Source organism: Chryseobacterium barbadense (assembly GCF_042849955.1).
Classification (GTDB): domain Bacteria; phylum Bacteroidota; class Bacteroidia; order Flavobacteriales; family Weeksellaceae; genus Chryseobacterium.
On the sequence record NZ_BAAFHL010000026.1, the window covers coordinates 14222 to 40423 of the forward strand.

Below are 26202 nucleotides of genomic sequence, written 5' to 3' on the forward strand. Positions count from 1 at the left end.
TGGATATTTAAAGATAAGACTATTTTCACAAATGTGGCAATATTGCAATGTTTCAATCAAAACAATATATTTAAAATACAAAATATTGGTTTTCAACACACTACAGAATAACACCCACATACTTGGCAAAACATAATACTATCTTTAACAATGGTACGATTTTTAGTATTACCTTTGTATAAATTTTCAGGTATGAAAAGTAATCAACAAACTATAAATCAGGTAAATCATTCTATGAATTGGTTTCAGAAGTTTCTGCTGGTTTGCTCCGGAGGAAACATCCATATTTTAAGGAAAACACCTAGCGAGTGGAACAAATTTGCAGGCATCGGAGGAATTGTTCTTTTTACGGCTGTTTTTGCAACGCTTTCCGCAGGTTATGCTATGTATACCGTGTTTGACAACCTTTGGGCATCAGTAGGCTTTGGAATTTTATGGGGATTAATGATCTTTAATCTGGACCGATACATTGTTTCTTCTATTAAGAAAACCGGAACATTGTGGAATCAGATTTTAATGGCAGTTCCAAGGCTGGTTCTGGCTACTTTTTTAGGGATCATTATTTCCAAACCGTTGGAACTTAAGATTTTTGAAAAAGAAATTAATAAACAACTCAATACAATTATTCAGAGAAATAAAAAGCAACTACAGGGAGAAATGACCGGAAGGATTCTGCAACAAAGCGGTCCGTTTGAAACCGAGAAGAAACAGATTTCTGATAAGATAGCTCAATATCAAAAATCTTATGACTCCGCTTCTGTGGAACTTGAAAAAGAAATTTTAGGTAAAAAATCAGGACTGACGAGTGGGAAAGAAGGTTTCGGCCCGAATGCCAAGCGTAAACAGGAACTTAAGGAACAAAGAAGACAGGATTTGGAAAACTTCCAAAAACAATCTGCTTCAAGACTAGAATATCTGGACAAAGAGATCTCAAAAGTGTATAACAATCTTGAAACTGAGAGAAAATCTACAGAAACCTTTGAAGATAAGTTCAACGGATTTGCTGCCAGATTGCAGGCCTTAGATGAGTTGGGTAAAAATTCTGCAATTATAGGACTGGCTGCCGCTTTTATTATGGGCTTATTTATCTGTCTTGAAATTTCACCGGTTTTGGTGAAACTTATTTCTTCCATCGGACCTTACGATTATCTTCTGGAAAAGACAGAAAATGATTTCCGTTTGTATTCAAAAGAAAAGATTGAAAAAGGGAATGCCCTAACCGATCACAGGATTGAAGATTTCAAAAATAATCTCCGAAATTAAAATTCGTTTTTCAACATAATTAACCTTTCAGCAAATCCTGAAAGGTTTTTTTGTTTTATACTTAAAATATTACTTAACTTAGTATACCTAAACTAACTATCATGAAAAAAATATTCTTGGCATCTATACTGCTGATCTGCAGTATATTTGCACCAGCATTACATGCTCAAGCATCTGAACCATTCCTTGGCCAAATCGCTTTTGTTCCGTATAATAAAGCTCCCAACGGTTGGGCTGATTGTAATGGACAAATATTATCTATTGCACAAAATCAGGCTCTTTTTTCACTTTTAGGAACAACATACGGAGGAAACGGAGTAACTACTTTTGCTTTACCGGATATGAGAGGAAGGGTACTGATTTCTCAGGGACAGGGGCCAGGATTGTCTCCTTATATAATCGGGGAAATAGGCGGCTCAGAAAATGTTACACTAACTACTCAACAGATGCCTGCACATACTCATGGCGTGTCTGCAGTAACAACAGAAGGAAACCAGAACTCACCTACCAATAATCTTCCGGCCGATACCAAAGGATTGGATAAAGAGTATTCTGATGCAGCAGCCAATACAACTATGAAAAACACTATGATCTCTCCTACAGGAGGAAGCCAGCCACACGAAAACAGACCTCCGTTTGTTACATTAAGATGCATTATTGCTTTACAAGGTATTTTCCCATCTTTTAATTAAATAAGTTATGAAGTTTCTATACTTATTGAGTCTGACTTTTGGAAGTGTTGCTTTTGCACAAACTATAACATTTAAAGGCTGTTACAATATATTCGATAATCAGACTTATACATTCACTAAAACCGGAGTAGATACTCATGGTAAGAATATTTATATGACAACACCTATAGACGGACAGAGCTGTAGCGGACTGGGAAGCTGTGAATTTAAACTACAGTGGAACAATACTCTGACGAGGTGGGAATTCCTGGCGGATGAAGGATATGGAACTTTTTCAGCTCCTTTTTTGGTCTATTATAATTCCACAGGGAATAATACAGCGATCAATCCCCCAAGCAATACTGTTGGAACATGGGTGGAGAATACAACCTTCACTCAGCCAGCAGGCGGATGCGGAGGAAATCTCACGGCAGCCAATTCCACGATGACAGGAGATGTACATACAACTACTCTTGCTGTATCTGATGCTGTAAAAAGAAAAGTTCAAATTTTCCCTAATCCTGTTTCTGATTTTATCACCATTTCAGGCATAGATAATGGCAGACTTATTCAGATTTACACTATAGGCGGACAATTGACCTCATCTGAAGTTTTTGAGAAAAAGATTCATGTTTCTCAGCTTTCTTCAGGAATCTATGTTTTAAAAATTATCACAAAAGATTCTGAGACCTATGAATTTAAGTTTGTAAAGAAATAAAACCTGTATTTAAAGGCTTTCGGATTTCGGAAGCTTTTTTTACGGCTTAAGGAATATTTTTTGCATATTATTTTATATGCCTTCTTCAGTGATACATCATTATTTATATTTTCCTGAAACTGAAATATTGCGTATTATATATCGATCAGGAGCCGTATATGATTATCTGAATGTTCCTCAAAAAATTCTTGATAATTTCCGGGCAGCACAATCTAAAGGTAAATTTTTAAACCAAGTGATTAAACCAGGATTCAAATTCCGGAAAGTTGAATAAAAAAGCTCACAGAATCTGTGAGCTTTTTATCATATAATAGCATGTTCTTTATAAAGAATAATTAGGAGCTTCCTGAGTGATGATCACGTCATGCGGATGTGATTCTTTTAATCCGCTTCCTGTAATTCTCACCATTTTGGTGTCTTTCTGTAAAGTTTCAATATCTTTTGCTCCACAGTATCCCATTCCGGCCCTTAAACCTCCTGTCAATTGGAAGATCACATCTTCTAATTTCCCTTTGTGGGGCACTCTTCCTTCAATTCCTTCCGGCACAAATTTCTTAGCCTCACTTTGGAAGTATCTTTCTTTACCTCCTCTCTTCATCGCAGAAAGACTTCCCATTCCCTGGTAAGATTTGAATTTTCTTCCCTGGAAGATAATTTCTTCCCCTGGTGCTTCGTCTGTTCCCGCTAAAAGAGAACCTAACATTACTGCCCCTGCTCCACTCGCGATCGCTTTTACGATATCTCCCGAAAGCTTGATTCCTCCGTCTGCAATTACCGTTACATTTTTAGACTGTGCATATTCATAAACGTTATAAATAGCTGATAACTGAGGAACTCCCACTCCGGCAACCACTCTTGTAGTACAGATAGATCCTGGGCCAACCCCTACTTTAAGAACATTTGCCCCAGCCTTGATTAAATCTTTTGCAGCTTCTGCCGTTACAATATTTCCTCCAACGATATCCAAATCCGGATATGTCTTTCTGATTTCAGCAATTTTATCCAATACCCCTTTAGAATGCCCGTGTGCGGAATCGATACCAATAATATCCACTCCCGCCTGAACCAAAGCAGCAATTCTGTCTAAAGTATCTTCTCCTACACCAACTCCGGCTCCAACGATAAGTCTTCCGTTTTGATCTTTGTTAGCATTCGGATATTCTAATTGATTATCAATATCTTTAATCGTAATTAAACCAACCAATTTGTTTTCTTTATCTACGATAGGGAGTTTTTCAACTCTGTTTTTTAAAAGAATTTCTTTTGCTTTCTCAAGGTTGGTATCTTTATCGGAAGTGATCAGATTTTCCTTCGTCATGATTTCTTCCACTTTCATATCAAGATTTTCCTGATACTTTACATCTCTGTTGGTAATAATTCCGATTAAAACATTATCCGGATCTACTACCGGAAGACCAGAAATTTTATATTTAGCCATCATTTCCTTAGCCTGCCCTAAAGTATGATCCTTTGAAAGGGTAACAGGGTCAGAAATCATTCCGTTTTCTGAACGTTTCACACGGTTTACCTGTGCAGCCTGTTCCGCAATCGGCATATTTTTGTGAATGAAACCTAAACCTCCGACTCTTGCCAATGCAATTGCCAGATCTGCTTCAGTAACTGTGTCCATTGCAGCAGAAACGATCGGAACATTCAGCGTAATTTTATCGGTAAGTCTTGATTTTAATGAAACCTGATTAGGTAAAACTTCTGAGTAAGAAGGGACTAGAAGAACGTCATCGAAAGTGATGGCTGTCTCTACAATTTTGTTATGAATAGACATCTTTACTTTCTTTGCAAAATTAGGTTATTTTGGTGAGATATGAAAATTCTTTTTGATAGTTTAAATAAAATTTAATAATCAATAACTTAAATCAAAAACCGTCCTGAATCAGAACGGTTGTACAAAATAATTTAATATGTGAAGTTACTGTTGCTTTTCAATTGAATTTAATCGTGGAAAATTATTTATCTGAAACGGAATTGAGCATTTTGGAAATATCAGCTACCGTAAAGTTTCCTTTCACATCCACAAAAACAAGATCTTTATCTGAGTTTACTGTAATGAGCATATTTTTAATGGTATTACCCCTCTGTTTCACTCTTACATTCACGTTGTCTCCATCATGTTTTATGGTGGCCCAATCTTCATAGCTGTTATCATTTAAATATTGAGCATAGTCCTTCAATAAGGCTCTATTTCCGTTTTCAACAGTCAAAATTTTTATTTTTGAAACTTTTCTGACCAGTCTGATCACTTCTTCATCCCCTCCATCTTCTCTTAATGCTTTTTTGATGTAGGGTTTTGCCAGAAATAGCGGGACATTCACACTCACAAATCGTGCTCCTTCAAAATCATGCTCACCGGCTGTGATGAAAGCCATATTTGACTTGTCGGAAACTACACATGATTGCAAAAGAAACAGGGTTCCAACAATTAAAAAGAGGTTTTTCAAAATTTTCATGGCTATTAGTTTTAATTGATTGGTTTTAGGGTTCCGCCTGAGACTTTGTTGATATCAGATTTTATTTCAGGAGTTCCTTTATATTTTACCAAACCTCCTGATGAAGCTTTTACTTTAAATTTATCTACGACATGCACTGATAAGTTTCCGCCGGAAGTAGATTCCGCTTCAGCCGTATTTACTCTAAAACTATCTGCTTTACAAAGTGCTCCGCTGCTGATATCAAATATTGCTGTATCTGCCTGTCCTTCAAAATTTGTATTAGAACCACTGGCACCTTTTACCGTAAGGTCTCTGGACGTGAGATTAGCTTTGATCACTGCTCCGGAAGTTGCGTCCACCTGTACGGAGTTGGATATATTGAATTTTCCATTGATTGTTGCTCCGAAAGAAGCATCCATAACCAGACTGTTTTCTTTTAAAGAATTCACGGTAGTAAAGCTTGCCCCTGAAGAAGTCTTGATATTATCTAATCTTGGAGAAGAAACATTAACACTTAAATTTTTAAATTTTAAATTTTTCACTCCTTTGTTATCTACATATACTTTCAGAACCCCGTTTTCTACTTTGGTAACAACGTATTGCAGCTTATCTGCATCAGCAATCACTTTTACGTTGGTAGGGCTTTCCTGTTTAAAAACCACATTCACTCCTGTACTTACCTGAATTCCTGAAAATTCACCTACATTCCTGGATTCTCCGTTCAGATAGGAAGAGGTATTTTCTGAAGTCAGGCTGTTTCTTGTATTGCTGATGGGATTGCTTTTAGTTTCACTGGAATTGATAATTTTATTGATATCGTCCATAGAAAGCTTTCCATCCAGTTTTACCAGGATATTTTCTCCTCCGCCGGCATTGATGCTTAGCAGCAAATCATCCACCATTCCATCTATAGCTTTTGAGGAAAGGAATTTGATTTTAGCTCCGGAATTATTCACCGTCATAATTTCACTGTAATTAAGGTTCTTCAGATAGGAAGAAATATCTTTGCTTAGCTGCGAAAGGTTATTCTGAACTTTCAATCCTTCTGCACTATTGATATTTTCAGGATTTTCTGTGATCAGAACTTTTAATCCGTTAATTTTGGATAGAAACGGTTTGATCTGATCCAGCTGAGAATCATCAATATCCAGACTGCTCAGCATTCCGAACATCGGTTTTGCGATTTTAATGGAAGTTACTCCTTCCACTTCCTGATACTTGTCAAAAAGTTTGTCAAATTTGTCTTCCTGCCCATACATCGTAAAGAAGTGGGAGAAGGCAAGTGCGAATATTATTAGTATTTTTTTCATGAGTCAATTTTAATTTTTCAGTTTTGATTATTAGTGCCTGATCAGGAGCATTGTCTTTTAAAGTTTAATAATCGTCATTCATTACTTTAGGTTGTGCCAATGTTTCACTAACGTTGTTGGCTAATATCTGGAATGAATATTTAGTTACATTAATCGCTTCTTCTACATTGTCAATTCTTTTTCCATTGACAATCACATAAGAATCTTTATATCCTGTAGAGTCATTTTCTGCTTTTGTATAAGAAGAATTATCTACAAATCTGGGTTTTGTTTCTTTTTTCAATCTTCCTCTTTTGGGAAGGATCTCATCCAAAACATCTTTCTCTGCTACAGCATTATCCTCAAATATGGAATCTTTTTTCGCACCGGAAATAGAGTCCGTATGATTAACGGCTACCTGGTTCTGAAGCTCGTGATTCTCATTGATGAAATCGTTTTTCTGTTTTAAAACCTCATCCTGAACCAGTTTTGCCTGATTGTTAACATCTGTCTCCTGGTTTTGATTAAAAAGGAAACCTATACTAAAAATCAATACCAATCCTGCCGCCATCCAGAACCATTTCGGAAATGAGGGTTTGTTTTTTTCTAGTGGGATTATTTTCGCATCTTCATTTTTACCTTCCGCTTTCTGAAGAAAATCTTCAAAATCCCAATCCATTTTCTCTTCCTTTAACTTTTGGAAGACTTCGTCGTATTTATCTTGAAATTGATCTTTGTTCATAGCTCATCAGTTGTGAAATTTGTTCTTTTACTTTTTGTCTTGCCCGCATAAGATTTACTCTTACTGCGTTTTCTTCCATTTCCAGAAGTTCAGAAATTTCCGAGACCTCATATTCTTCTACATCTTTCAGGTGAATCACCATTCTCTGCTTTTCCGGAAGCTGGTCGATAAACCCGATAATCTGTTCTTTAAGATTGTTCACTTCCATACTGTAAAGCTCGGATTGGTGAAGCTGCATATCTGCGAAACCTAATTTTACATCGTGGTGCTTCAGCCTGTTGAGACATTCGTTCCGGACGGATTTCAACGCATAGGATTTTAAATTCCCGAATTGTTCCAACTCATCTTTCTTCTGCCAAAACTTAATCATGAGATCCTGCACTACATCTTCTGCTTCATCACTGCTCATAACGAACCTTTTCGCAAAACGATACATCTCATTTTTGAGAATAAACACCGTATTCTTAAAGGTTTCTTGGGTCATAAGTTTTGTTTCTATCAATAAGACAATTAAAAATTGAAATTCATTACATCCGGAAATAAAAAACTTCAAAAAAATATTTTGAAGTTTTTTATTTTGTCATCGATAAGCTTTTTGCAGAAGTATATTCTGCATCTTATTATTTTCAAAATTGGAATACGGTTTTTGCAAAATAACAAGTCTCTTAATAAGACACCACTCAGTAGAGTTATTATTGATTCTGACTTTTTTTAATTTTCCTAAAGTCATCATACGAATTATTTTTATCAAAATTACATAATTTTTCTTTTAGAAAAATTATACGGAAACTAGTATTTTTTACTTCTCCACTTTAAAAGTATCTCTCATATTTGTGAGGTAACAAAAATTTTATATTTTTAACAACGAAAAACACATCTTATGAGAAAAAATTATCTCAGGCTATTCCTGTTAATAGCCTTCCTGTTTACTGTGTATTCCTGTGTACACGATGAAGTATATTCTGCCGAAAATACTGCAGTGGTGGAATATCATTCCAAAAGCTTCTGGAAAGAAGATGAGAAGTACATTAAAAACATCATTAAAATTTACAATGAACATGAATCTGAAATTAAAAGAATAAGCGGAGTCCCACAATGGGATTATGCTATGAGTATGGGAAAGTATGACGAAACCTTTCTGGTGGTTCCCATTGTAGAAAATAACAAAGTGGTAAGTACACTTTCCTGCGCAAGATTTGACAAAAAGGTTTACTTTAAATATGACAACACTCCGGAAAATATTGTTTTCTTTGATAAAATGTTATTTGGTAAATATACCCGCCATAAAATAGAAAGTAACAAAAACAATATATTATCTGCACAGAAAGGTTCAATCTGTGTTACAAACTCTTACTCAGTTTGGTTTCCGGATAATGAAAATGATTATTGGGGAAGCGGACATTGGGAATCTTATTCTTACCAAAACTGCTATTCTTTTCAGGATTATAGTAACCCGGACTTTAATGAAGGTGGCAGCAGTGGCGGTTTTGATTATGGCGGTGGCGGAAGTGGAGGTACTACTGATCCTAATAATCCTCAGAATCAAACGCCATGCGAGAAAACAAAATCTGTGCTTAACAGGCCCAATGTGCAACAAGGGATAAGCGGCGTGAAGGATCAGGCCAAGAAAACACTTTCTGATATTAATGCCGGAGAAATTGGCTTTAAGGAGAAAAAAGACGGGACTATAGTACCTGCAGATGTAAATGCAGCCCACAAAGTAGTTTTTAATAACGTAACTGATGGCTATGGAGCCTATCATAACCATACTGCAACCGGAACCCATATGTTTTCGCCACCGGATATTGCAGATACCTTGTTTGGATTTGCCGCAGCACAAAGTATACAGGACGGGGTGGGAAATGCCTATTTTGGTATGATTGCTGCAGAATGGTGTAATTGCTCTCCTGATAATGTACAATATATACACTATGTAATAAATTATACGGGAACTGGTACGGAATTGGGAAGTTATGTTTATACGCCTACACAAATGAATAAGTTTGTAACAGATTATCAAAAGCTTGTAAGTAATTTAACAAATAAATCTAAGAACGGGTCAACATACATTAAAACTTCAGGAGACCTTAATGAAAAAGGATTGGAAAAATTATTTCTTGAAACATTAAAAATTATGAATTTAAGTGGAAAGGTAAATCTACAACGAGTAGAGCCCAATGGAACAGTTTATAATGTCGCTGAAGATATTAACGGTATGCCCGTTGGAACACCTTGTCCTTAATAATCAATTAAAAAAATAAATATGAATACAATAAAGACAAAAATTTTATTCGCATTAACATTATTTATAATCTTAATGTCTTGTAAAGCGCAAACTTTACCTCTAAATACTTCCTTTTTAGATATTCCAAATGGTGCTTACGTAAAAGACACTAATAATGAATTAAATCCTTATGTGGGAATCTACAAAACAAACTTCAATGGTAATGAAGTTACTTTATTTATTACCAAACAAGAACACAAATTAGAAGAAAGTTCTCAAAAAAATTATTATATGGATGCTTTAGTAATAAAGTATATTGTAAAAAATTCCTCAGGAATTATTTTGCAAGATACTCAGAATAATAACCTTAATATTGCAGCTTTATACAGTATTGATATTGATTCTGTTGAAAATACTATAAATTTTGTTTATACAGGAACAAATTGTAATGTTGGCTTTGGAGGAATTAAATTAAAAAAGATTAACCCAACACAGATTTCCTGGGAATATCGTCCTAATGATATAACTACAACAGCAGATAAATGCCCTCCAACTTTAGACACTACTATTTATCTTCCTGAGACAAAAGATTTGATTTTTACTAAGCAATAGATATAAACCGCTGAAAAGCGGTTTTTGCTTATGGAAAGGATTTGGAAAAAATTATTTATTGATACTTAAAAGTATGAATTTAAGTGGAAAGGTAAATCTACAACGAGTAGAACCAAACGGAACAGTCTATAATGTCGCTGAAGATAGTAATGGTATGCTCGTTGGAACACCTTGTCCATAATTTTTAATTTAAAAAAATAAAATATGAAAACAATATATTTAAGAATAGTAATTTTTCTTTTAATTACAAATTTTATTTCTTGCAAAGCTCAGCAAGTCTATCCACTAAATGCAGATTATGAAGAAATTCCCCCAAACTCATATTTAAAAGATTTGGATAATGAGCTTACACCTTATATTGGAATTTACCAAGCTAACTTTAATGGAAATGAAATTACACTTTATATAACCAAACAAGAACAAAAACCAGAAAAAACTGGACAAAAAAATTACTATATGGATGTTTTAATCATAAAGTATATTGTAAAAAGTTCTACAGGGTCAATTTTACAAGATACTCAAAATAATGTATATGATATTGAATTATATAGTATTAGTACTACACCTGCTCAAAATAAAGTGAACTTTTTTTATAGCGGCACTAATTGTAGTGTAGGTTGGGAAAGAATAATATTAAAAAAAGTTAATGCTAATCAAATATCTTGGGACTACTATCCAGATGATATTACGACAACAGCAGATAAATGCCCTCCTACTTTAGATACTACTATTTATCTGCCGGAGACAAAAGATTTAATTTTTACCAAACAATAAGCAAAGCCTCTTCGGAGGCTTTCCCAAATGATGAAATATGAAAAAAATATTATTTATTTTATTTTTTTTATCGGTTTATTTTAACTCACAAGTCATAAGCGATTCAATTTTAGGAAAGCCTAAATATGTAAAAGAATATGTGGTTTTTCTAAATAATTCAGGCCCGTTTACTTTCATGAAAGGTGATGATGAATATGGTCATGCCACAATTATGAAACCCAAAAATTTGAGAAAAAGAATGGCAGGAACATGGTTTGAAACAGATTTTTGCAGATATACTAATAATGAGACTTATTATGACAAAAACCGAAATATTACAAAAGAAACATGGTATTACAGATCGGGTGAAATTGTTGATGATTATACTTATACCTACGATAGTCTGGGAAGACTAATAAATGAAAGGTCTACTGATAAATACTCTACAACCAACAAGAAGAATATTTATAAAGGTTCAAGTAAAAAATTAAAATTTATAGAATACCGCTCAAAATGGGAAAATGAACCTGCTAAAATCTATTTTGGGAATCGTGAATTTTATGACCCATTCTTAGTAACAAAATTTGATACATTATCAAAAACCGATAGTATTTTTGCTGTAACCGATTTCATATGGAAAAAGGTCGGAGAAAGTTCTTTTCAAGAAGGAAAAGATTCAATTTTCCGAAAAAAACTTTGTCAGGTTAATTTTTATGATAACGAGTTTCAAATTAAAGAATCAAAATTCTTCGATTACAAAATTGATCATTATAACAAAAAACTTTTTCAAAGTGGATATACGAAATACGAACGTGACTCATTAGGAAGAATTAAAAAAGAAACACAAATTCAGGATGACAAATATCATTATTTTGTATTAGAGAAAGACGGAAAATATCGTGAAGAAATAAAAGAGGGAGGTTATGCAAGTACATCATCAATAATTTATGAATATTATAATGACGGAAACCTTAAAACAAAAATACATTTTTATCAGGGAAATATTTCAAATCAAATTCAGTTTGTATATAAACATAATCAAATAGAAAAACTTTTTTATTTAGACACTTGGGGGAAAAATAAAGAAGATTTAAAACCGACTGAAGTCATATTCAAATACAAATTTGATAAGCAAAGAAATTGGACAGAAATTATAAAAAATGTAAATGGAAAGGATTTGTATAAATGGGTAAGAGAAATTGAATATTATTAGGAAGATAAAAAACCTCCAAAATTGGAGGTTTTTATCTTTCTAATAGGTATCAAAAATATGTTTCAATATCGCTTTATCCTCATCCGTTAAAGCTACATTTCTTCTGGCCATGGCTCTTTCCGCCACTTCGTAGGCTTTATCCAGTTTAAATCTTTCATCATCTTTAAACCCGCCCCATGAAAAATTTTCAACGTGGTTTGGGGGGAAACCTTCTTTGAAAATATTAGAAGCTACACCTACAACAGTTCCTGTATTCAGTTGGGTATTAATTGCTGTTTTAGAATGATCTCCCATAATAAGACCAGCAAACTGTAATCCTGTGTCTTCAAATGCTTTGGTTCTGTAATTCCAGAATCTTACATTTCCGTAATTGTTTTTCATATTGGATGAATTGGTATCCGCACCGAAATTACACCATTCACCGATTACGGAATTCCCCACAAAGCCATCGTGTCCTTTGCTTGAATAGCCGAAAATGATAATATTATTGACTTCACCACCCACTTTACAGTGAGGACCAATAGTTGTAGCGCCATAGATTTTAGCTCCCAGATTGAATTTGGAACTTTCCCCTAACGTAATCGGGCCACGGAGATGGCAACCTTCCATCACTTCCGCATTTTTACCGATATAAATTTTACCGGTTTTGGTATTGAGTGTGGAGAATTCTATATAGGCACCTTCTTCAATGAACAGGTCTTTTTTATCCCCTATGAATCCATTGGTGGCAGAAAGCTGCTGAGAAGTTCTTCCCCTGGTAAGCAATTCAAAGTCAAAATCAATGGCTTTATGATTATAGGTAAATAGATCTTTAGGCGTTTTAAAGAAAACAAGCTCTTCTTTGATATCTGTCATTCTTTCAATCTGATTCAGAGAAAATCCTTTCATATTGATTTTCGCAGCGATCAGTTCGTCCTCATACACCAGCGCTTCTCCTTGCTTCAGGCCTTTGATCTGCCGGATCACATTTTCGGTCGGTAAAAAATTGGCTACTAAAAAAAGTCCTTCTTTTTCTTCAGGACTTCTGAATTTATCCTGTAGATAATTTTCTGTAAAATAAGAGATTTCCGTCTCTCCTAAAATTTTCTGCCATCTTTCGGAAAAGGTAAGGATTCCACATCGCATTTCTGCAACGGGGCGGGTAAAGGTAAGCGGAAGAAAATCTTCCCAATATTGCGCATCTGAAAATACTATCTGCATTTTGTAGAAGTTTGAGGTTAGAGGTCAGTATTCAGAGAGTGGAAGCAGGAAGTTTTATATAATAACCTCCAGGTTCCGCATCTAATTTCTACCTAAGCAAAAATACAAATAGTAAAACTAATTTCTATTCTGAAATAAATAAAAAAGTCTTCCGGAAACCGAAAGACTTTAAATATTGTGGTAACAAAAAATTACTTAGCAAATTTTTTGTATTTGTTCATGAACTTGTCTACTCTACCAGCAGTGTCAACTAATTTTACTTTACCAGTGTAGAAAGGGTGAGAAGTAGAAGAGATTTCCATTTTGATTAGAGGGTACTCTTGTCCTTCGTATACGATCGTATCTTTTGTTTCTGCAGTAGATTTGCAAAGAAACACCTCGTCGTTACTCATATCTTTGAAAACAACAAGTCTATAATTTTCTGGGTGGATTCCGTTTTTCATAATACAATTTTTAAAAAATTAAAGTTTTGCTTTCGAAATAGTAATGGATATTTCTCTGCTAATTTTAGGTTGCAAAAATACAACTTTTTTTCTAATCTCCAAACTAGCCATCCAATAAATTTTATTTGATAAGAAATTTAAAGTATTTTCGTTAAATTTGAAATCTGTTTAAACTTTAATTTCGATGAAATTCAAATTATTACTGGCTTTTTCCTTTTGGATGCTTCTTGTAACATTATCATGTAATAAAGATGATATTACGTTTGATTCTCCTTCTCAGTCATTAAGTTTTTCAAAAGACACCGTGTTCTGTGATACGGTATATCACCAGATCCGCTCCGAAACGTACGCAGTGAAGGTGTATAATAATGAAGATAAGGATATTCTGATCCCGAGAATCAATCTTGAAAAGGGAGCCACATCTCTTTACAGAATCAATGTGGACGGAAAACCGGGATATGATTTCCAGAATGTTCCGTTAAGAAAAAAAGACAGTCTTTATATTTTTGTTGAAATTGCACCGGAAGCTTCAGGACCTGAGGCGATTGCAGAAGACAAAATCATCTTCACCAGCCCTGTTGGTCAACAACACGTTACTTTATTTTCCGTAGTACAGGATGCTGAATTTTTCATTGAAACGCCTACCAATCCAAACATCATTACCAATCATACCACCTGGACTAATAATAAAGCGAAAATCATTTATGGAAATTTAACTATTGATCCTAATGTCACCTTAGACATAGAACCCGGAACCAAAGTATATTTCCACAAAAACAGCGGAATGAAAGTTTCTTCGGGAGCTACCCTGAACATTAACGGAGCATTGAATAATGAAGTGGTGATCCGCGGAGACAGAAATGATCCTAAATATGACACCATTCCCAAAAACTGGAATTCCATTAAAATGGAAGCCAACTCTACCCTGAATATGAATTATGCAAGACTTTTCGGCGGAACGAGGGGACTTGAAATGAAACAGACAAGCGCAACAATCACAAATTCTTTTATTCATACTTTCCAGGAGTTTGGAATTTATGCTATAAATTCTACTGTGAATGCCAGCAATCTTGTGATGAATAACTGTGGTGAATCCTGTATAGGGATCTTCAAAGGGGGTAATCATACCTATACTCATTCCACAATTGCCAATTATTCGGATGTGATGTCATCTTTTAACAGGCTGAGTTTATTTGCTACCAATGAATGGAAAAATGATTCAGGCCAGATAGAACTTGGGGCATTACATCTTAATATGAAAAACAGTATTTTCTATTCAGACAGGGATAATGCGGTGAATTTTGAGCAGACACCAAACCAACTATTCAATTTCTTAATCCAGAATTGCCTTTTGAAATATTCAAATACTTCTGATGCCGGGTTCCAGTTTGATCATATGGATGTAGTTCAAAGTTTTAAAAACGAAGATCCCCAGTTTGTTAATTATTTCACCTCGCATTTAAATTTAAGGGTAAAACCAACTTCTCCAGCAAGAAATAAAGGGAATGTTACCGTTGCTGGAACCGTTCCTTTCGATATCGTGAATGCATCCAGAACTTCCAACCCTACTCTCGGCGCTTATCAATAATGGAAATCACCAATTTGCAGCAACAGGTAGATGAATGGATCAAAACCATTGGAGTCCGCTATTTCAATGAGCTTACCAATATGGCTATGCTTACGGAAGAAGTTGGGGAAGTGGCCAGAATTATCGCCAGAAGATATGGAGAACAAAGTGAAAAAGAAAGTGACAAAACCAAAGATCTGGGAGAAGAACTTGCAGATGTGTTGTTTGTAACGTTATGCCTCGCCAATCAGACCGGAGTCAATCTACAGGAAGCATTTGACAGAAAAATGAAAGTGAAAACTGACCGCGATAAAGAGCGTCATCAGAACAACAAGAAGTTGAAATAATGAAAAAACGATTAGTATTTATATTCTTTTTCATCTATATATTATCTTTTTGCCAGATAACGTTTCCTTACAGAGTAGGTAACAAATATGGCATTTCCGATGAATCCGGAAAAATGATTATTCCTGCGGAATATGATGTTATTGATGTAATGATGTATCCGGGAGAGTTTACAGCTACCAAACAATCGGGTGAAAAAGACTTCAAAACAACTTATATTGTTAAAAATAAGCCCATATTAAAAGATACTGATTATAATTTTTTCAGTATTGACACTGGTTTCATTATTGCAACCAAAATAAAAGATCTTCAGAGCTATTATATGTCCAACGGTTCTCCAAGTTATAGTGAGACAGACGTATATTCTTTGGGCGGTAAAAAAATTTTTGACCAGTCTTTCAGATATGTGAACTTTATTGAAGATGAGAAAAAGCCACTTAACAATGAGATTCTTATTCTTACCAATGACAGAAGCGCGAAGAATGGTCTGTATCTGCTGGATAAAAAAACATTAAAAATTTCCAAAACCTTTTTTGAAGGTGCAGAGGAAGTAAAAACCCATTATGATCAATTTCCGGCTATTTTTTCTATCGACTATTACCAACCGGATCTAAGCGGAATAAGACTGACTCTAAATTTTGAAAACGGAAAGCTTACAAAACAGGCCACCGAAAATATTCAGGCATTAAATCCTTATTCTTCTCCTTATCGTTCTTCAGCGGGCAGCTATGAGGTTATGCCTATTTATAACGAAGGAATAAAACAACCACCGGTAAAAGTTGATGACAGGATTATTAATGAGATCAAAGCGATTTCCGATTCCAAAAAGTATACAGAACCATACAATGTTCCTGTACTTTCTGTAAACCCGAGAAAATTATCGACGGATTATTTCGCTATTATCAAGGAAAACGGAAAGCTCGGTTATATGGATATGCGAAAAAAGGAATGGATCATTCCTGCTGAATATGATGAAATTATGACCTCCAGTTCCGCTTGGGGAAACCATGATGTGTTTATTGTAAAGAAAGGAGAAGTTTATAAGATATTAGAACCAGGAAAAGATAATAAACTCTTCCCATTTAAAGGAGATTATAAAAAAATCCCCATTCTTAAAAAAAGAAATTACGGAATGGATGGTTTTCATCTCGTACAGCTGTATGATAAAGAAGGAAATCTATTCTCCTACGCTAACCAGGATGGCGTAATCTATTATAAACAATGAAGTTAATATAAAAATGAAGTTAGAAAAATCACAATTAACAGGAAACAAAACCATACAGATCAGCGGTTCGAAAAGTATTTCGAATCGTTTATTGATTTTGGAAAGTTTATTCAACACCATAAAAATTGGCAATCTTTCCAATTCGCAGGATACACAGTTACTCAAGAAAGCGCTGTCTGAAAACACAGAGATTGTAGACATTCATCATGCAGGAACTGCCATGCGTTTCCTTACTTCGTTCTACTCAATCCAGGATGGAAAAACAACAATTCTTACCGGTTCCAAAAGAATGAAAGAAAGACCGATCAAAAATTTGGTTACTGCCTTACAAAATCTTGGTGTGGAGATCGAATACATGGAAAATGAAGGTTTTCCACCATTAAAAATTCAGGGAAGAAAAATTACCGAAACTAAGGTGGATGTTCCGGCGAATATTTCCAGCCAGTTCATTACTTCGCTTCTATTGATCGCAGGAAAATTGGAAAACGGCTTGGAAATCAATTTAGTTGGCGAAGTAACTTCAAGGTCTTATATTGAAATGACACTGGATATTCTGACGAAGTTCGGAATTCAAAACAGCTTTATAGGAAACACCATCAAAGTAGGGCCTTTCGATAAGCATTCTTCAATGATGAATTATGAAGTGGAGAGCGACTGGAGCTCCGCTTCTTATTATTATTCAATTGGTGCATTGGGAAGAGAAACGATTCATCTGAAAAGCTTTTATAGAGAATCCACACAGGGAGATTCCGCCATTGCTGATATTTATGAAAAATTCTTTGGTATTAAAACTATTTTCTCAGAAGGTGAGCATACAATAACATTACAACCTGATCCTGATTTCTCCTTCCCTGAAAAAATAGTTCTGGATATGAATAATTGTCCGGATATTGCCCAAACTCTTTGCGTAACGGCTTCTGCACTTCAGATTCCTTTTGAAATTTCAGGATTGGGAACATTAAGGGTAAAAGAAACCGACAGATTGCTGGCTTTATATAATGAACTGAAAAAAATAGGAACAGAAACTGAAATTACGGGTTCAACAATTAAATCGATTAGTTTCGGGGAAACCGAAGAAAATATTTCCATCAAAACCTATCAGGATCACAGAATGGCTATGAGCTTTGCTCCCTTCTGTCTGATCAAAGAACTCCATATTGAAGATGAAGATGTAGTGGAGAAATCCTATCCTCAATTCTGGGAAGATCTTCAAACTATTTTAGTAAAAAACTAATTATGAACAACGCACAAGTTATCATCATCACAGGAACATCATCCGGAATCGGTTTTGTCTTAGCCGAATATTTTGGAAAAAAAGGCCATAAAGTATACGGATTGAGCCGGAAATATACGGAAAGTACATACTTTACTTCTATTCCTACGGATATTACAGATAATACAGCAGTAGAAAACGCTATTGCGGAAGTTTTAAAAACCGAAACCAGAATTGATGCATTGATCAACAATGCCGGAATGGGAATGGTGGGAGCTGTAGAAGATTCCACTAAAGAAGATATCCTGAAATTATTCAATCTGAATCTGGTAGGTGCGGTTCAGATGATGACTGCCGTTCTGCCGAAAATGCGTGAAAATAAATTCGGCAAGATCATCAATATTTCCAGCATAGGAAGTGAAATGGGACTGCCTTTCCGTGGGTTTTATTCAGCTTCGAAATCGGCTTTGGATAAAGTAACGGAAGCGATGAGATATGAAGTCTATGCTTGGAATATTGAAGTTTGTTCCCTTCACTTAGGCGACATCAAAACCAATATTGCCGAAAACAGGGTGAGAACAAAAGTCTCACAACCTTATCAAAATGTTTTTGAAAAAGTATATGCTCTGATGAATGCTCATGTAGGTGAAGGAACAGAACCATTAGAAGTTGCTGCTTATATTGAGTCGCTCTTAAATAAAAATAAATGGAAAGCTCATTATTATTTTGGTAAATTCGGGCAGAAAATAGGTGTTCCGCTAAAATGGATTCTTCCTCAGGGAACCTATGAAAATTTAATGAAAAAATATAATAAACTGGATTAGTTTCAGTTATTAAACAAATTTTAAATATAATTTAAACCATTAAGATGTAAGGAATTAAGGTTAATCATTCTGATCTTTTAAGTTAAAACTTTAGCGAAGCTATACTTAATAATCTTAACACCTTAAGTCTACCTTAATGGTTTCAAAGCAGATATGTGAATTGAAGCTATTATTGAAAATATTTTTTGTATTATTCTGTGTTTTTGTTCAGGCACAGAAGAAGCAGTATTGGCTTATAGATTCACAGACCAACGTTAAGAAAAAAGTAAAGGATTCTGCTTCTGCCGTAAAGTTTTTGGATTCTCTCGCTCAAAATAATTATTTTTTCACCGAGCTTAAAGAAGTTAAAATAAAAGGAGACAGTACGGAAATTTTTTACGACAAAGGCAAAAACTTCAATGAAACGTATGTCAGCCTTTCCGACTCTATTGTTCAGAAAACAAAGGAACAGAAAGAATTCTTCACGAAAAATTTAGATTCTACCAAAAAGAGCATCAATAAAAAGTATATTGATGACGGATATTCTTTCAGCCGTATCAAATCCAAATATAAAGGCCAGAAAAACGGCTATCCCGTGGTAGAGCTTGATATCAACAAGAATGATAAAAGAACTATTGACGGTTTTGTGGTGAAAGGTTATGAAAGAGTTCCGAAAAGATTCATTAAAAATCTTGAAAAGGATTTCAAAGGTAAAACCTATGATGACAAGAATCTCGTAGCCATCAATAAAAATTTCCAAAGCCATCCTTTCGTTACGCTGGAACGTCAGCCACAGACTTTATTTACCAAAGATTCCACCCGGATTTATCTCTTCATGGAAAAGAAAAAAACTAATACTTTTGACGGGGTTATCGGCTTCGGAAATGACAAAACGGATAAATTCACCTTAAACGGAACATTGAACGTGAACTTCAGGAATATGTTCAACGGCTTTGAAACCATCAATTTATATTGGCAGAGAAACCCGGATAAAGGACAGACTTTTGATCTTGCTACAGATATTCCCTACCTTTTCAAATCTAATGTGGGCTTGAATATGAAAGTGAATATTTTCAGACAGGATTCTACTTTTGCGAATGTAAAAGCTCTTCCTGCCTTTTATTATCACCTGAACAGCCGCAATAAAATCGGTCTTCGTGGAACTTTCGAAAGCTCAAGTATTATTGACACATTATACGTTCAGGGAAAAGATTACAACAAAAAAGGGATCGGGATCTGGTTTGAAATGATAGAGCCCACCGATATAGACCTTTTCCTTTATAAAACCAAGATCAACGGAGGATACGATTATCTTACCACAACTTATACGAAAGATAACATCAAAGCACCGCAAAACCAGTTTTACTTTTTCGGAGAGCATAATTATCACATCAATGGCAATCATTTTCTCAATATAAAAGCCGAAGGAGCCATGATGGATTCTAAAATTGAGTTTTCCGCCAACGAATTATACCGTTTCGGGGGTTGGAATTCCATGCGGGGATTTAATGAAAGTTCCCTCGCCGCCGATTTCTACTATTACGGGAGTTTGGAATACCGGTATCTCATCGGGAATCAGGCCTTTTTTGACGTTTTCGGACAGTACGGACAGCTGAATAACAAATCCTTAAACGTAAAACCCAAACTCTACAGTGTGGGGCTCGGTTTCAATTTCTTTATTCCGATCGGTCTCATGAGCTTCCAGCTCTCGAATGGTAATGAATTTGGAAATCCTTTTAAATTCAATGATATAAAAATCCATTGGGGAATTCTGAGCAGATTCTGATTTTCCTAAAAATACATCTATAAAACCTTACATAAAGCCATGTAAGGTTTTTACTTTTTATGGAAAATATTCAGTATTTAAATCGCAATCCTACAACACATTGAATAATTTTGAATGTCATTTAAAAAAATCAATTTATATTTTATTTTTATGCATGCATAACAAACTATTGAAAATCAATAATTAATAATAAAAAAATATAATTTTTTATTTCATAATTCATCCTTTTTTTATTATTTTCACTTTATTAAATTTAAATACCATGAAAAAACACAAGCTTTCTTTAATTTTATCTTTAACGGCCTTAGCATTTGCTACTCAAATGAATGCTCAGGACAGCAATACAGACAACCACACCATCGGAATTACAATTCCGGAAGTAGCTTTGGTAGATATAGAACCCGCCGCCAGTAAAAATATTACGATGGGATTCACAGCACCTACTGAAGCAGGTTTACCGATCACTCTTACAGGGACCAACAATACCCTTTGGCTGAACTATTCCTCCATTAAATCTGTTACGGACGCTACCCGCACTGTTTCTGTTAAGCTGAATGCAGTAATTCCGGGAGTTGATATTAAGGTAACTGCGGCAGCGGCTACCGGATCCGGAGCAGGAACATTGGGAACACCTTCTGCACAATTAATTTTAAGTGCAGCAGACCAAACGATTATTTCAGGAATTGGAAGTGCTTATACGGGAGATGGTGCCAATAACGGGCACAATCTTACCTATGCATTAGCTCCTGGAAGCGGTTCAGGCTCTATTGCGGCATACGCGGACCTGCAAGCATCTACCACGGCCGTAGCTACGGTAACATACACGATTTCTGATAATTAAATCTTAAAAGTACCGACGTTTATTACTTAAAATATAAGGAGAAGTTGAATACTCAATTTCTTCTTAGTTTTCTATTGACTCTATTTTTAATTCAAATATTACCGGAATGATAAGGCGTATTTTATTTTTTGTGGCTTTAGTAGTACCCATCAGTTTTTTACAGGCAAGCATCGTTATTCTTAACGGTCTTACCCATAGTTATAAGGTAGAAGGCGGAAAGACCTATAAAGGAAAGATCAGTATGGAAAATACAGACAGCACTCCACAAAATGTAAAAATCTATTTACAGGATTTCAGCTATAAAGCCGACGGATCCATCAGCTATAGCACACCCAAAACTAACGGAAAGACCAATGCAGACTGGATAAAATTAACAACCAATCTGCTCACTTTACAGGCTAAAGAGAAGACCGATCTGTATTATGAGATCACCGTTCCGGATAAGATTGAACAGGTAGGGAGTTATTGGAGTGTTGTTATTATTGAACCGGTGGAAAATATACAGCCTGATAAGAAGGAAGGGATCAATATTACTTCCATTATCCGGTATGCCGTTCAGATCATCACTGATTACAATTCGGAAAGTGCAAAACCTGACCTCAGGTTCGAAAGTATAAAAATTGATAAGGAAGACGGTAAATCTGTTTTAAAAATTGCCATCGCAAACAACGGAAATCTTTACTGCAAACCGACAGCTACCGTTGAAGTATACAACCGGAAAACCGGGCAAAAAGCCGGAGTGTTTTCGAGCCAGGCAATGGGTTTATTGCCTTCCACTTCCAAATTATTTTATATTGATATCAGCAAATTGCCTCCGGACAAATATAATGCTGCCATCATTGCAACTGATGAAGACGAAAACGCTTTCGCCCTCAATGTGGAATTAGAAGTAAAAAATGATTAAAAATTGGGTTATACCATATCTCATTTTATTTTTCCCGGCGCTTATTTTCGCACAGAAACAAAGTCCTGATTTTGTCGAAAAAAAAGACAGTCTGCTGCCGGGAACATCTACTTCTATTTCCTTTACGATAGAAAACCCAGGTTCTGAGGTTAAAATATATACAGCGTATGTAGAGACTTCAAGCTTACATATCATCCCTATCGCATCAAAAAGCGAATTCTCAATTCCTGCTAAGGAAAGAAGTGTGTATATAGCTCCATTGCGTATTGCTACAGAAACACCACAGGGAAAATATACAATTACTTTACAACTAATGGAAAAGAATACTGATATTGTTCTTACAAAATCATCGGAGGTAACGGTATTGGGAAGCAGAAAGCTTTCTCTTACCTTATTGGATTCTCCCGAATTTATAAAAGCAGGGGAAACCATTACCGCTAATTTTCTTCTTAAAAACAGCGGAAATGTAACGGAAAACATTACTCTGGAAAGTAAAACCGCTTCTGTGAACGGAAATTCGGTAATCAGCATTCCTTCCGGTGAAACAAAAATTGTTACTGTCAGTAAAATCACTAATCCGGAATTGGGAAAAAATGAATTTCAGAATCTTGATTTGTCAGCTTATTCTTCTGATAAAGACCGCCAAACTGTTTATGCAAGTGTCAAAATTATACCCGTAAAACCTATTGAAGAAGACATTTACCATCGTTTTCCCGCTTCTGCTTCCCTGTCATTTGTCGGAATGCGGAACAGAGGCATTTATAATGATGGTTTCCAGGGAGAAATATATGGTAAAGGCAGCTTAAGTGAGGAAAATAAAGATATTCTCGAGTTCCGGGCTGTAACCCGCAATCCGGTTGAATTCAATTCATTTACCCAATATGAAGAATATTTCATTAATTATAAACGGAATCATTTTTTTATTCATTTAGGCGATAAAACTTATTCGTCCTCTTTCTTAACTGAATTTGCACGATATGGTCGCGGTGCAGAAGTTCGTTTTGATCTGAAAAAATTCAGCTTCGGCGGATTCTATAATCATCCCAGATTTTTCCGTGATATTAGGGATGAATTCAATGTATATTCTCAATTGAAAATGGGAAAAGAATCTGAAATCACAGCGGGATATTTACATAAAATCCCCAGAAAGAATGAAGATTTCCTTAATTTTAGTAATGTCATATTAGATTCTCCGGCACATATTCCTTACCTGAAAGGAAAATTCCAACTGAATAAAAACTTTAGTATATCAGGAGAATTGGCATACAGCAAAACTGATCTTACGGAAGGAAATGCATATTTGATACAGGCGCAGGGAAGTTTTGAAAAAGTTACAGGAAATATCATGTTCATGAGAGCCAGCCCTCACTTTTCAGGATATTTTACCAATACCAATACCCTGAATGGGAATATACAGTATAAACTTTCAAAAAAAATAAATATACTTGCCAATTACATTGAAGATGCAAGGAATTTTCAAAGGGATACTTTATACTTATCTGCTCCTTACAGAAAGTTTTTTCAGTACGGCATCAGCTACAGATACCTGAAGAACGGCTTGCTTACATTTTATAATGGCTTCCAAAAATACGAAGACCGTCTGGAACCAAAACAATTCGATTATTATGAAAAATTCTTTAAAATAAATCTGGATCAGCAATTGGGGATATTTCAGTTGAATCTTCAGAGCCAATTTGGGAAAACGGAGAATTATCTCACCGGTTTTTCCGGAAATTCGAGCTTTTATACAGCCAATATTAGTTTTGAAAAATTGAAAACTTCTTTTAATTTATATGGAAGCTATGCCATTACCTCCCGCTATCAGATGCAGAACCAGAAACAAATTTACTATGGAGGGCGTATCATAAGCCGGTTCTCGGAAAAAACGTATTTTAGTCTGTTTTATCAGAATAATTATATTCCTGAGGAGTATTTTAATGATCGTAATCTTTTTGAAGCTCTTTTCCATCAGCAGCTTTTTCCGGGCCATGAATTGGATGTATCCGGCCGCTATACTTTACAACGTGGAGAACTTGGCGATAAAGATTTCATCTTTTCATTGCGCTATACTTTACGTCTGAATGTTCCTGTAAAAAAGATCGCAGAATATACTACCCTATCCGGAAATATAAAAAACCTCGGGGTTAAAAAAGCACATGGAGTCAGATTAATTCTGGGAAATCATTTATCCGTTACCGATAAAAATGGTGATTTCTTATTCAAGAATATTATTCCGGGAGAATATCTTCTTGAAATAGATCGATCAACAATAGAAATCGATGACATTCCTGATGTTGTTTTACCTGCTACTGTAAACCTTATTAAGAAAGAGAATGTTTTTAATTTCGGCTTAACAACTGCAGCCAACATCCAAGGAAATATTCAACTTATAGGACCTAAAGAGAATCTTTTAAGTTTCGCTCAATTTCCTAAAAATGACAAAAGAAAGAAGGATAACGTTATCATAGAGGTTTCCAATAAGGAACAAACCTACCGAAAAATGTGCATTATTGGTGAGAACTTTGACTTCACCTATTTACGCCCCGGAAACTGGACGGTAAAAATATACAGAAATGGATTAGATAAACGCTATAAAATAGCAATGGATACTTTTCAGCTCATTTTGAATCCTTCAGAAACTAAACGGATAGTCATCAACATCATTAAACAGCAAACGGAAATTAAATATCAACAGGAACCTGTAAAAGTGGGTTACAATGAAATAAAAAAATTAAAATGAAAGACATTTGCCATATATCATTTCTCATTGCTTCATTATTTTCCTGTCATGTTTTTTCACAAACTTCAGGAAATAAAAATGTTTCTGTAACATTACCTGTAGTAACATTATTAGATGTAGAGCCGGCAGGTAATATCACGCTTAATTTTACAGCTCCTACAGAAGCAGGAAGATCGATTGTGAATCCGGTGGGTAATACCAGCAAATGGATCAATTATACTTCAGCAATCGCTCCCGGAGGTGTCAGCAGACGAATAACCGCCTCGGTTAATCAGACTATTCCAGGTGTCGACATTAAGATACAGGCAGCTACAGCTTCCGGAGCGGGTGGCGGTACATTAGGAACACCTTTAGGCCAAATAACGATTACCACAACTCCGGTAGCCATTATCAACGGAATTGGCGGTGCTTATACAGGAACCGGAGCTAATAATGGACACAGACTTACCATCACAATGGCTCCTAATACCTATTCCAACTTATCCGCTATTAACAATACACCAATTGTCATCACTTATACAATCACAGAATAAAAACTAAAATGAAACTTAATAATAACTTCCACTTAAAAAAAATGCTCTTATTGAAGTGTTTATGTATTACTTCTTTAGTGATTGCTGATAATCGTTTAAATGGACAAACAATAACTGTAGGTGGAAATAATTGGACTGTGAGTGTACCTTCTATTACTGAAGCGGGAAGTAACTACGTAGGTACTTATGAAAGTGCCAATAACGTAATAACCTTATCCGGCTCATTACCGGGATCTTTTCTTAATCTTCTAGCAGGTGGAGCAGCCAGAGTGAGTATGCATTATAACGCAATTTCATGGAATAATGCTTTGCGTCTTTACGCTAAAAGGAATGGCGGAACTGCAACGATCAGTGGGGTATGTCTTGGCTGTAGTGCAACCATCAATGGCGGAACCACTTACATAGAAACATCACAAGCTGTAGACACCACCTTTTTTACCATAAACTTTGTAGGAGTTTTAGGGCTTGGCAATAGTGTCTCCTATTCGGGCATTAATGTTCAATTACAAATAAGTGGTGTTTCTGTAACAATTCCTGCTACAACATACAACGCACAAATAGTTTTCACTATAGGTCCTAATTGATATCCATAAAACTTCAACTTCATTCAGAGATGCAGAAATTATAAGCACAAAAAAAACCTCATACAAATAATGTATGAGGTTTAAAT

The 26202-nt window shown here is 35.3% G+C and carries 26 protein-coding genes; 19 read left to right on the forward strand and 7 right to left on the reverse strand.

The annotated features are described in order from the left end of the window. Window positions 1-192: 192 nt before the first annotated feature. From ACGHIN_RS10985 to ACGHIN_RS11000, 4 genes are all read left to right on the forward strand, one after another. Entirely contained in the window at window positions 193-1263 is a 1071-nt protein-coding gene (locus ACGHIN_RS10985) for a DUF4407 domain-containing protein (protein ID WP_390453333.1), read from the forward strand. Window positions 1264-1364: 101 nt separating this feature from the next. Continuing rightward, window positions 1365-1955 carry a phage tail protein gene (locus ACGHIN_RS10990; protein WP_390453334.1) on the forward strand — a complete coding sequence of 197 codons (591 nt, stop codon included), beginning with the start codon at window positions 1365-1367 and terminating at the stop codon, window positions 1953-1955. A 7-nt stretch (window positions 1956-1962) separates the two neighbouring features. After that, on the forward strand, window positions 1963-2652 hold the full coding sequence (locus tag ACGHIN_RS10995; protein ID WP_390453336.1) for a T9SS type A sorting domain-containing protein: 690 nt from the start codon (window positions 1963-1965) through the stop codon (window positions 2650-2652). A 76-nt stretch (window positions 2653-2728) separates the two neighbouring features. Next, window positions 2729-2926, forward strand: coding sequence for a KTSC domain-containing protein (locus ACGHIN_RS11000; RefSeq protein WP_390453337.1), 198 nt, complete (start codon window positions 2729-2731; stop codon window positions 2924-2926). 48 nt (window positions 2927-2974) lie between these two features. On the opposite strand, the gene guaB is transcribed toward ACGHIN_RS11000, so the two are convergent. The 5 genes from guaB to ACGHIN_RS11025 form a co-directional block, all read right to left on the reverse strand. Continuing rightward, on the reverse strand, window positions 2975-4435 hold the full coding sequence (gene guaB, locus ACGHIN_RS11005) for an IMP dehydrogenase (RefSeq protein ID WP_390453339.1): 1461 nt from the start codon (window positions 4433-4435) through the stop codon (window positions 2975-2977). 181 nt (window positions 4436-4616) lie between these two features. Then, window positions 4617-5117, reverse strand: coding sequence for a DUF4252 domain-containing protein (locus ACGHIN_RS11010; RefSeq protein WP_390453340.1), 501 nt, complete (start codon window positions 5115-5117; stop codon window positions 4617-4619). A gap of 11 nt (window positions 5118-5128) precedes the next feature. After that, a complete protein-coding gene (locus tag ACGHIN_RS11015; RefSeq protein ID WP_390453343.1) occupies window positions 5129-6409 on the reverse strand; it encodes a DUF4252 domain-containing protein in 1281 nt (426 codons plus the stop codon). A gap of 64 nt (window positions 6410-6473) precedes the next feature. Beyond that, window positions 6474-7130, reverse strand: a complete 657-nt coding sequence (locus ACGHIN_RS11020; protein WP_390453345.1) for a hypothetical protein — start codon at window positions 7128-7130, stop codon at window positions 6474-6476. Continuing rightward, the gene (locus ACGHIN_RS11025) at window positions 7105-7614 is read right to left on the reverse strand and encodes an RNA polymerase sigma factor (protein WP_390453348.1); all 510 of its coding nucleotides are present in this window, start codon (window positions 7612-7614) and stop codon (window positions 7105-7107) included. Before ACGHIN_RS11025 ends, ACGHIN_RS11020 begins: the two co-directional genes overlap by 26 nt. Window positions 7615-8010: 396 nt before the next feature. On the opposite strand from ACGHIN_RS11025, the gene ACGHIN_RS11030 reads away from it, so the two are divergent. From ACGHIN_RS11030 to ACGHIN_RS11045, 4 genes are all read left to right on the forward strand, one after another. Next, on the forward strand, window positions 8011-9372 hold the full coding sequence (locus ACGHIN_RS11030) for a hypothetical protein (RefSeq protein WP_390453350.1): 1362 nt from the start codon (window positions 8011-8013) through the stop codon (window positions 9370-9372). A gap of 21 nt (window positions 9373-9393) precedes the next feature. Next, window positions 9394-9966, forward strand: coding sequence for a DUF6705 family protein (locus ACGHIN_RS11035; protein WP_390453352.1), 573 nt, complete (start codon window positions 9394-9396; stop codon window positions 9964-9966). 204 nt (window positions 9967-10170) lie between these two features. Then, on the forward strand, window positions 10171-10740 hold the full coding sequence (locus tag ACGHIN_RS11040; RefSeq protein ID WP_390453354.1) for a DUF6705 family protein: 570 nt from the start codon (window positions 10171-10173) through the stop codon (window positions 10738-10740). 37 nt (window positions 10741-10777) lie between these two features. Further along, window positions 10778-11932, forward strand: a complete 1155-nt coding sequence (locus ACGHIN_RS11045; protein WP_390453357.1) for a hypothetical protein — start codon at window positions 10778-10780, stop codon at window positions 11930-11932. Between the two features lie 39 nt (window positions 11933-11971). Here ACGHIN_RS11045 and ACGHIN_RS11050 read toward each other — a convergent pair whose 3' ends face one another. Both ACGHIN_RS11050 and ACGHIN_RS11055 read right to left on the reverse strand, forming a co-directional pair. After that, window positions 11972-13132 (reverse strand): GlmU family protein, encoded by a 1161-nt coding sequence (locus tag ACGHIN_RS11050; protein WP_390453360.1) that lies wholly within the window; start codon window positions 13130-13132, stop codon window positions 11972-11974. Between the two features lie 191 nt (window positions 13133-13323). Next, on the reverse strand, window positions 13324-13575 hold the full coding sequence (locus tag ACGHIN_RS11055; protein WP_121459774.1) for a type B 50S ribosomal protein L31: 252 nt from the start codon (window positions 13573-13575) through the stop codon (window positions 13324-13326). A gap of 184 nt (window positions 13576-13759) precedes the next feature. Here ACGHIN_RS11055 and ACGHIN_RS11060 point away from each other — a divergent pair, with 184 nt between their 5' ends. From ACGHIN_RS11060 to ACGHIN_RS11110, 11 genes are all read left to right on the forward strand, one after another. Beyond that, the gene (locus ACGHIN_RS11060; RefSeq protein ID WP_390453363.1) at window positions 13760-15163 is read left to right on the forward strand and encodes a hypothetical protein; all 1404 of its coding nucleotides are present in this window, start codon (window positions 13760-13762) and stop codon (window positions 15161-15163) included. Beyond that, the gene (locus tag ACGHIN_RS11065; protein ID WP_390453366.1) at window positions 15163-15489 is read left to right on the forward strand and encodes a nucleotide pyrophosphohydrolase; all 327 of its coding nucleotides are present in this window, start codon (window positions 15163-15165) and stop codon (window positions 15487-15489) included. The genes ACGHIN_RS11060 and ACGHIN_RS11065 overlap by 1 nt, the downstream gene beginning before the upstream one ends. Beyond that, window positions 15489-16712, forward strand: a complete 1224-nt coding sequence (locus tag ACGHIN_RS11070) for a WG repeat-containing protein (RefSeq protein WP_390453369.1) — start codon at window positions 15489-15491, stop codon at window positions 16710-16712. Before ACGHIN_RS11065 ends, ACGHIN_RS11070 begins: the two co-directional genes overlap by 1 nt. A 13-nt stretch (window positions 16713-16725) precedes the next feature. Next, window positions 16726-17946 (forward strand): 3-phosphoshikimate 1-carboxyvinyltransferase, encoded by a 1221-nt coding sequence (locus ACGHIN_RS11075; RefSeq protein WP_390453371.1) that lies wholly within the window; start codon window positions 16726-16728, stop codon window positions 17944-17946. 2 nt (window positions 17947-17948) lie between these two features. Next, the gene (locus tag ACGHIN_RS11080; RefSeq protein ID WP_390453374.1) at window positions 17949-18749 is read left to right on the forward strand and encodes an SDR family oxidoreductase; all 801 of its coding nucleotides are present in this window, start codon (window positions 17949-17951) and stop codon (window positions 18747-18749) included. A 136-nt stretch (window positions 18750-18885) separates the two neighbouring features. Beyond that, window positions 18886-20514: a BamA/TamA family outer membrane protein gene (locus tag ACGHIN_RS11085; RefSeq protein ID WP_390453376.1), complete on the forward strand. Its 1629-nt coding sequence runs from the start codon at window positions 18886-18888 to the stop codon at window positions 20512-20514. A 262-nt stretch (window positions 20515-20776) separates the two neighbouring features. Then, window positions 20777-21355, forward strand: coding sequence for a hypothetical protein (locus tag ACGHIN_RS11090; RefSeq protein ID WP_390453379.1), 579 nt, complete (start codon window positions 20777-20779; stop codon window positions 21353-21355). A gap of 106 nt (window positions 21356-21461) precedes the next feature. Then, window positions 21462-22259, forward strand: a complete 798-nt coding sequence (locus ACGHIN_RS11095; RefSeq protein WP_390453383.1) for a WxL protein host-binding domain-containing protein — start codon at window positions 21462-21464, stop codon at window positions 22257-22259. Then, a complete protein-coding gene (locus ACGHIN_RS11100; RefSeq protein WP_390453386.1) occupies window positions 22252-24999 on the forward strand; it encodes a COG1470 family protein in 2748 nt (915 codons plus the stop codon). The genes ACGHIN_RS11095 and ACGHIN_RS11100 overlap by 8 nt, the downstream gene beginning before the upstream one ends. Continuing rightward, window positions 24996-25532, forward strand: coding sequence for a hypothetical protein (locus ACGHIN_RS11105; RefSeq protein ID WP_390453389.1), 537 nt, complete (start codon window positions 24996-24998; stop codon window positions 25530-25532). Before ACGHIN_RS11100 ends, ACGHIN_RS11105 begins: the two co-directional genes overlap by 4 nt. 41 nt (window positions 25533-25573) lie before the next feature. Further along, window positions 25574-26116 carry a hypothetical protein gene (locus ACGHIN_RS11110; RefSeq protein WP_390453392.1) on the forward strand — a complete coding sequence of 181 codons (543 nt, stop codon included), beginning with the start codon at window positions 25574-25576 and terminating at the stop codon, window positions 26114-26116. Window positions 26117-26202 lie beyond the last annotated feature (86 nt).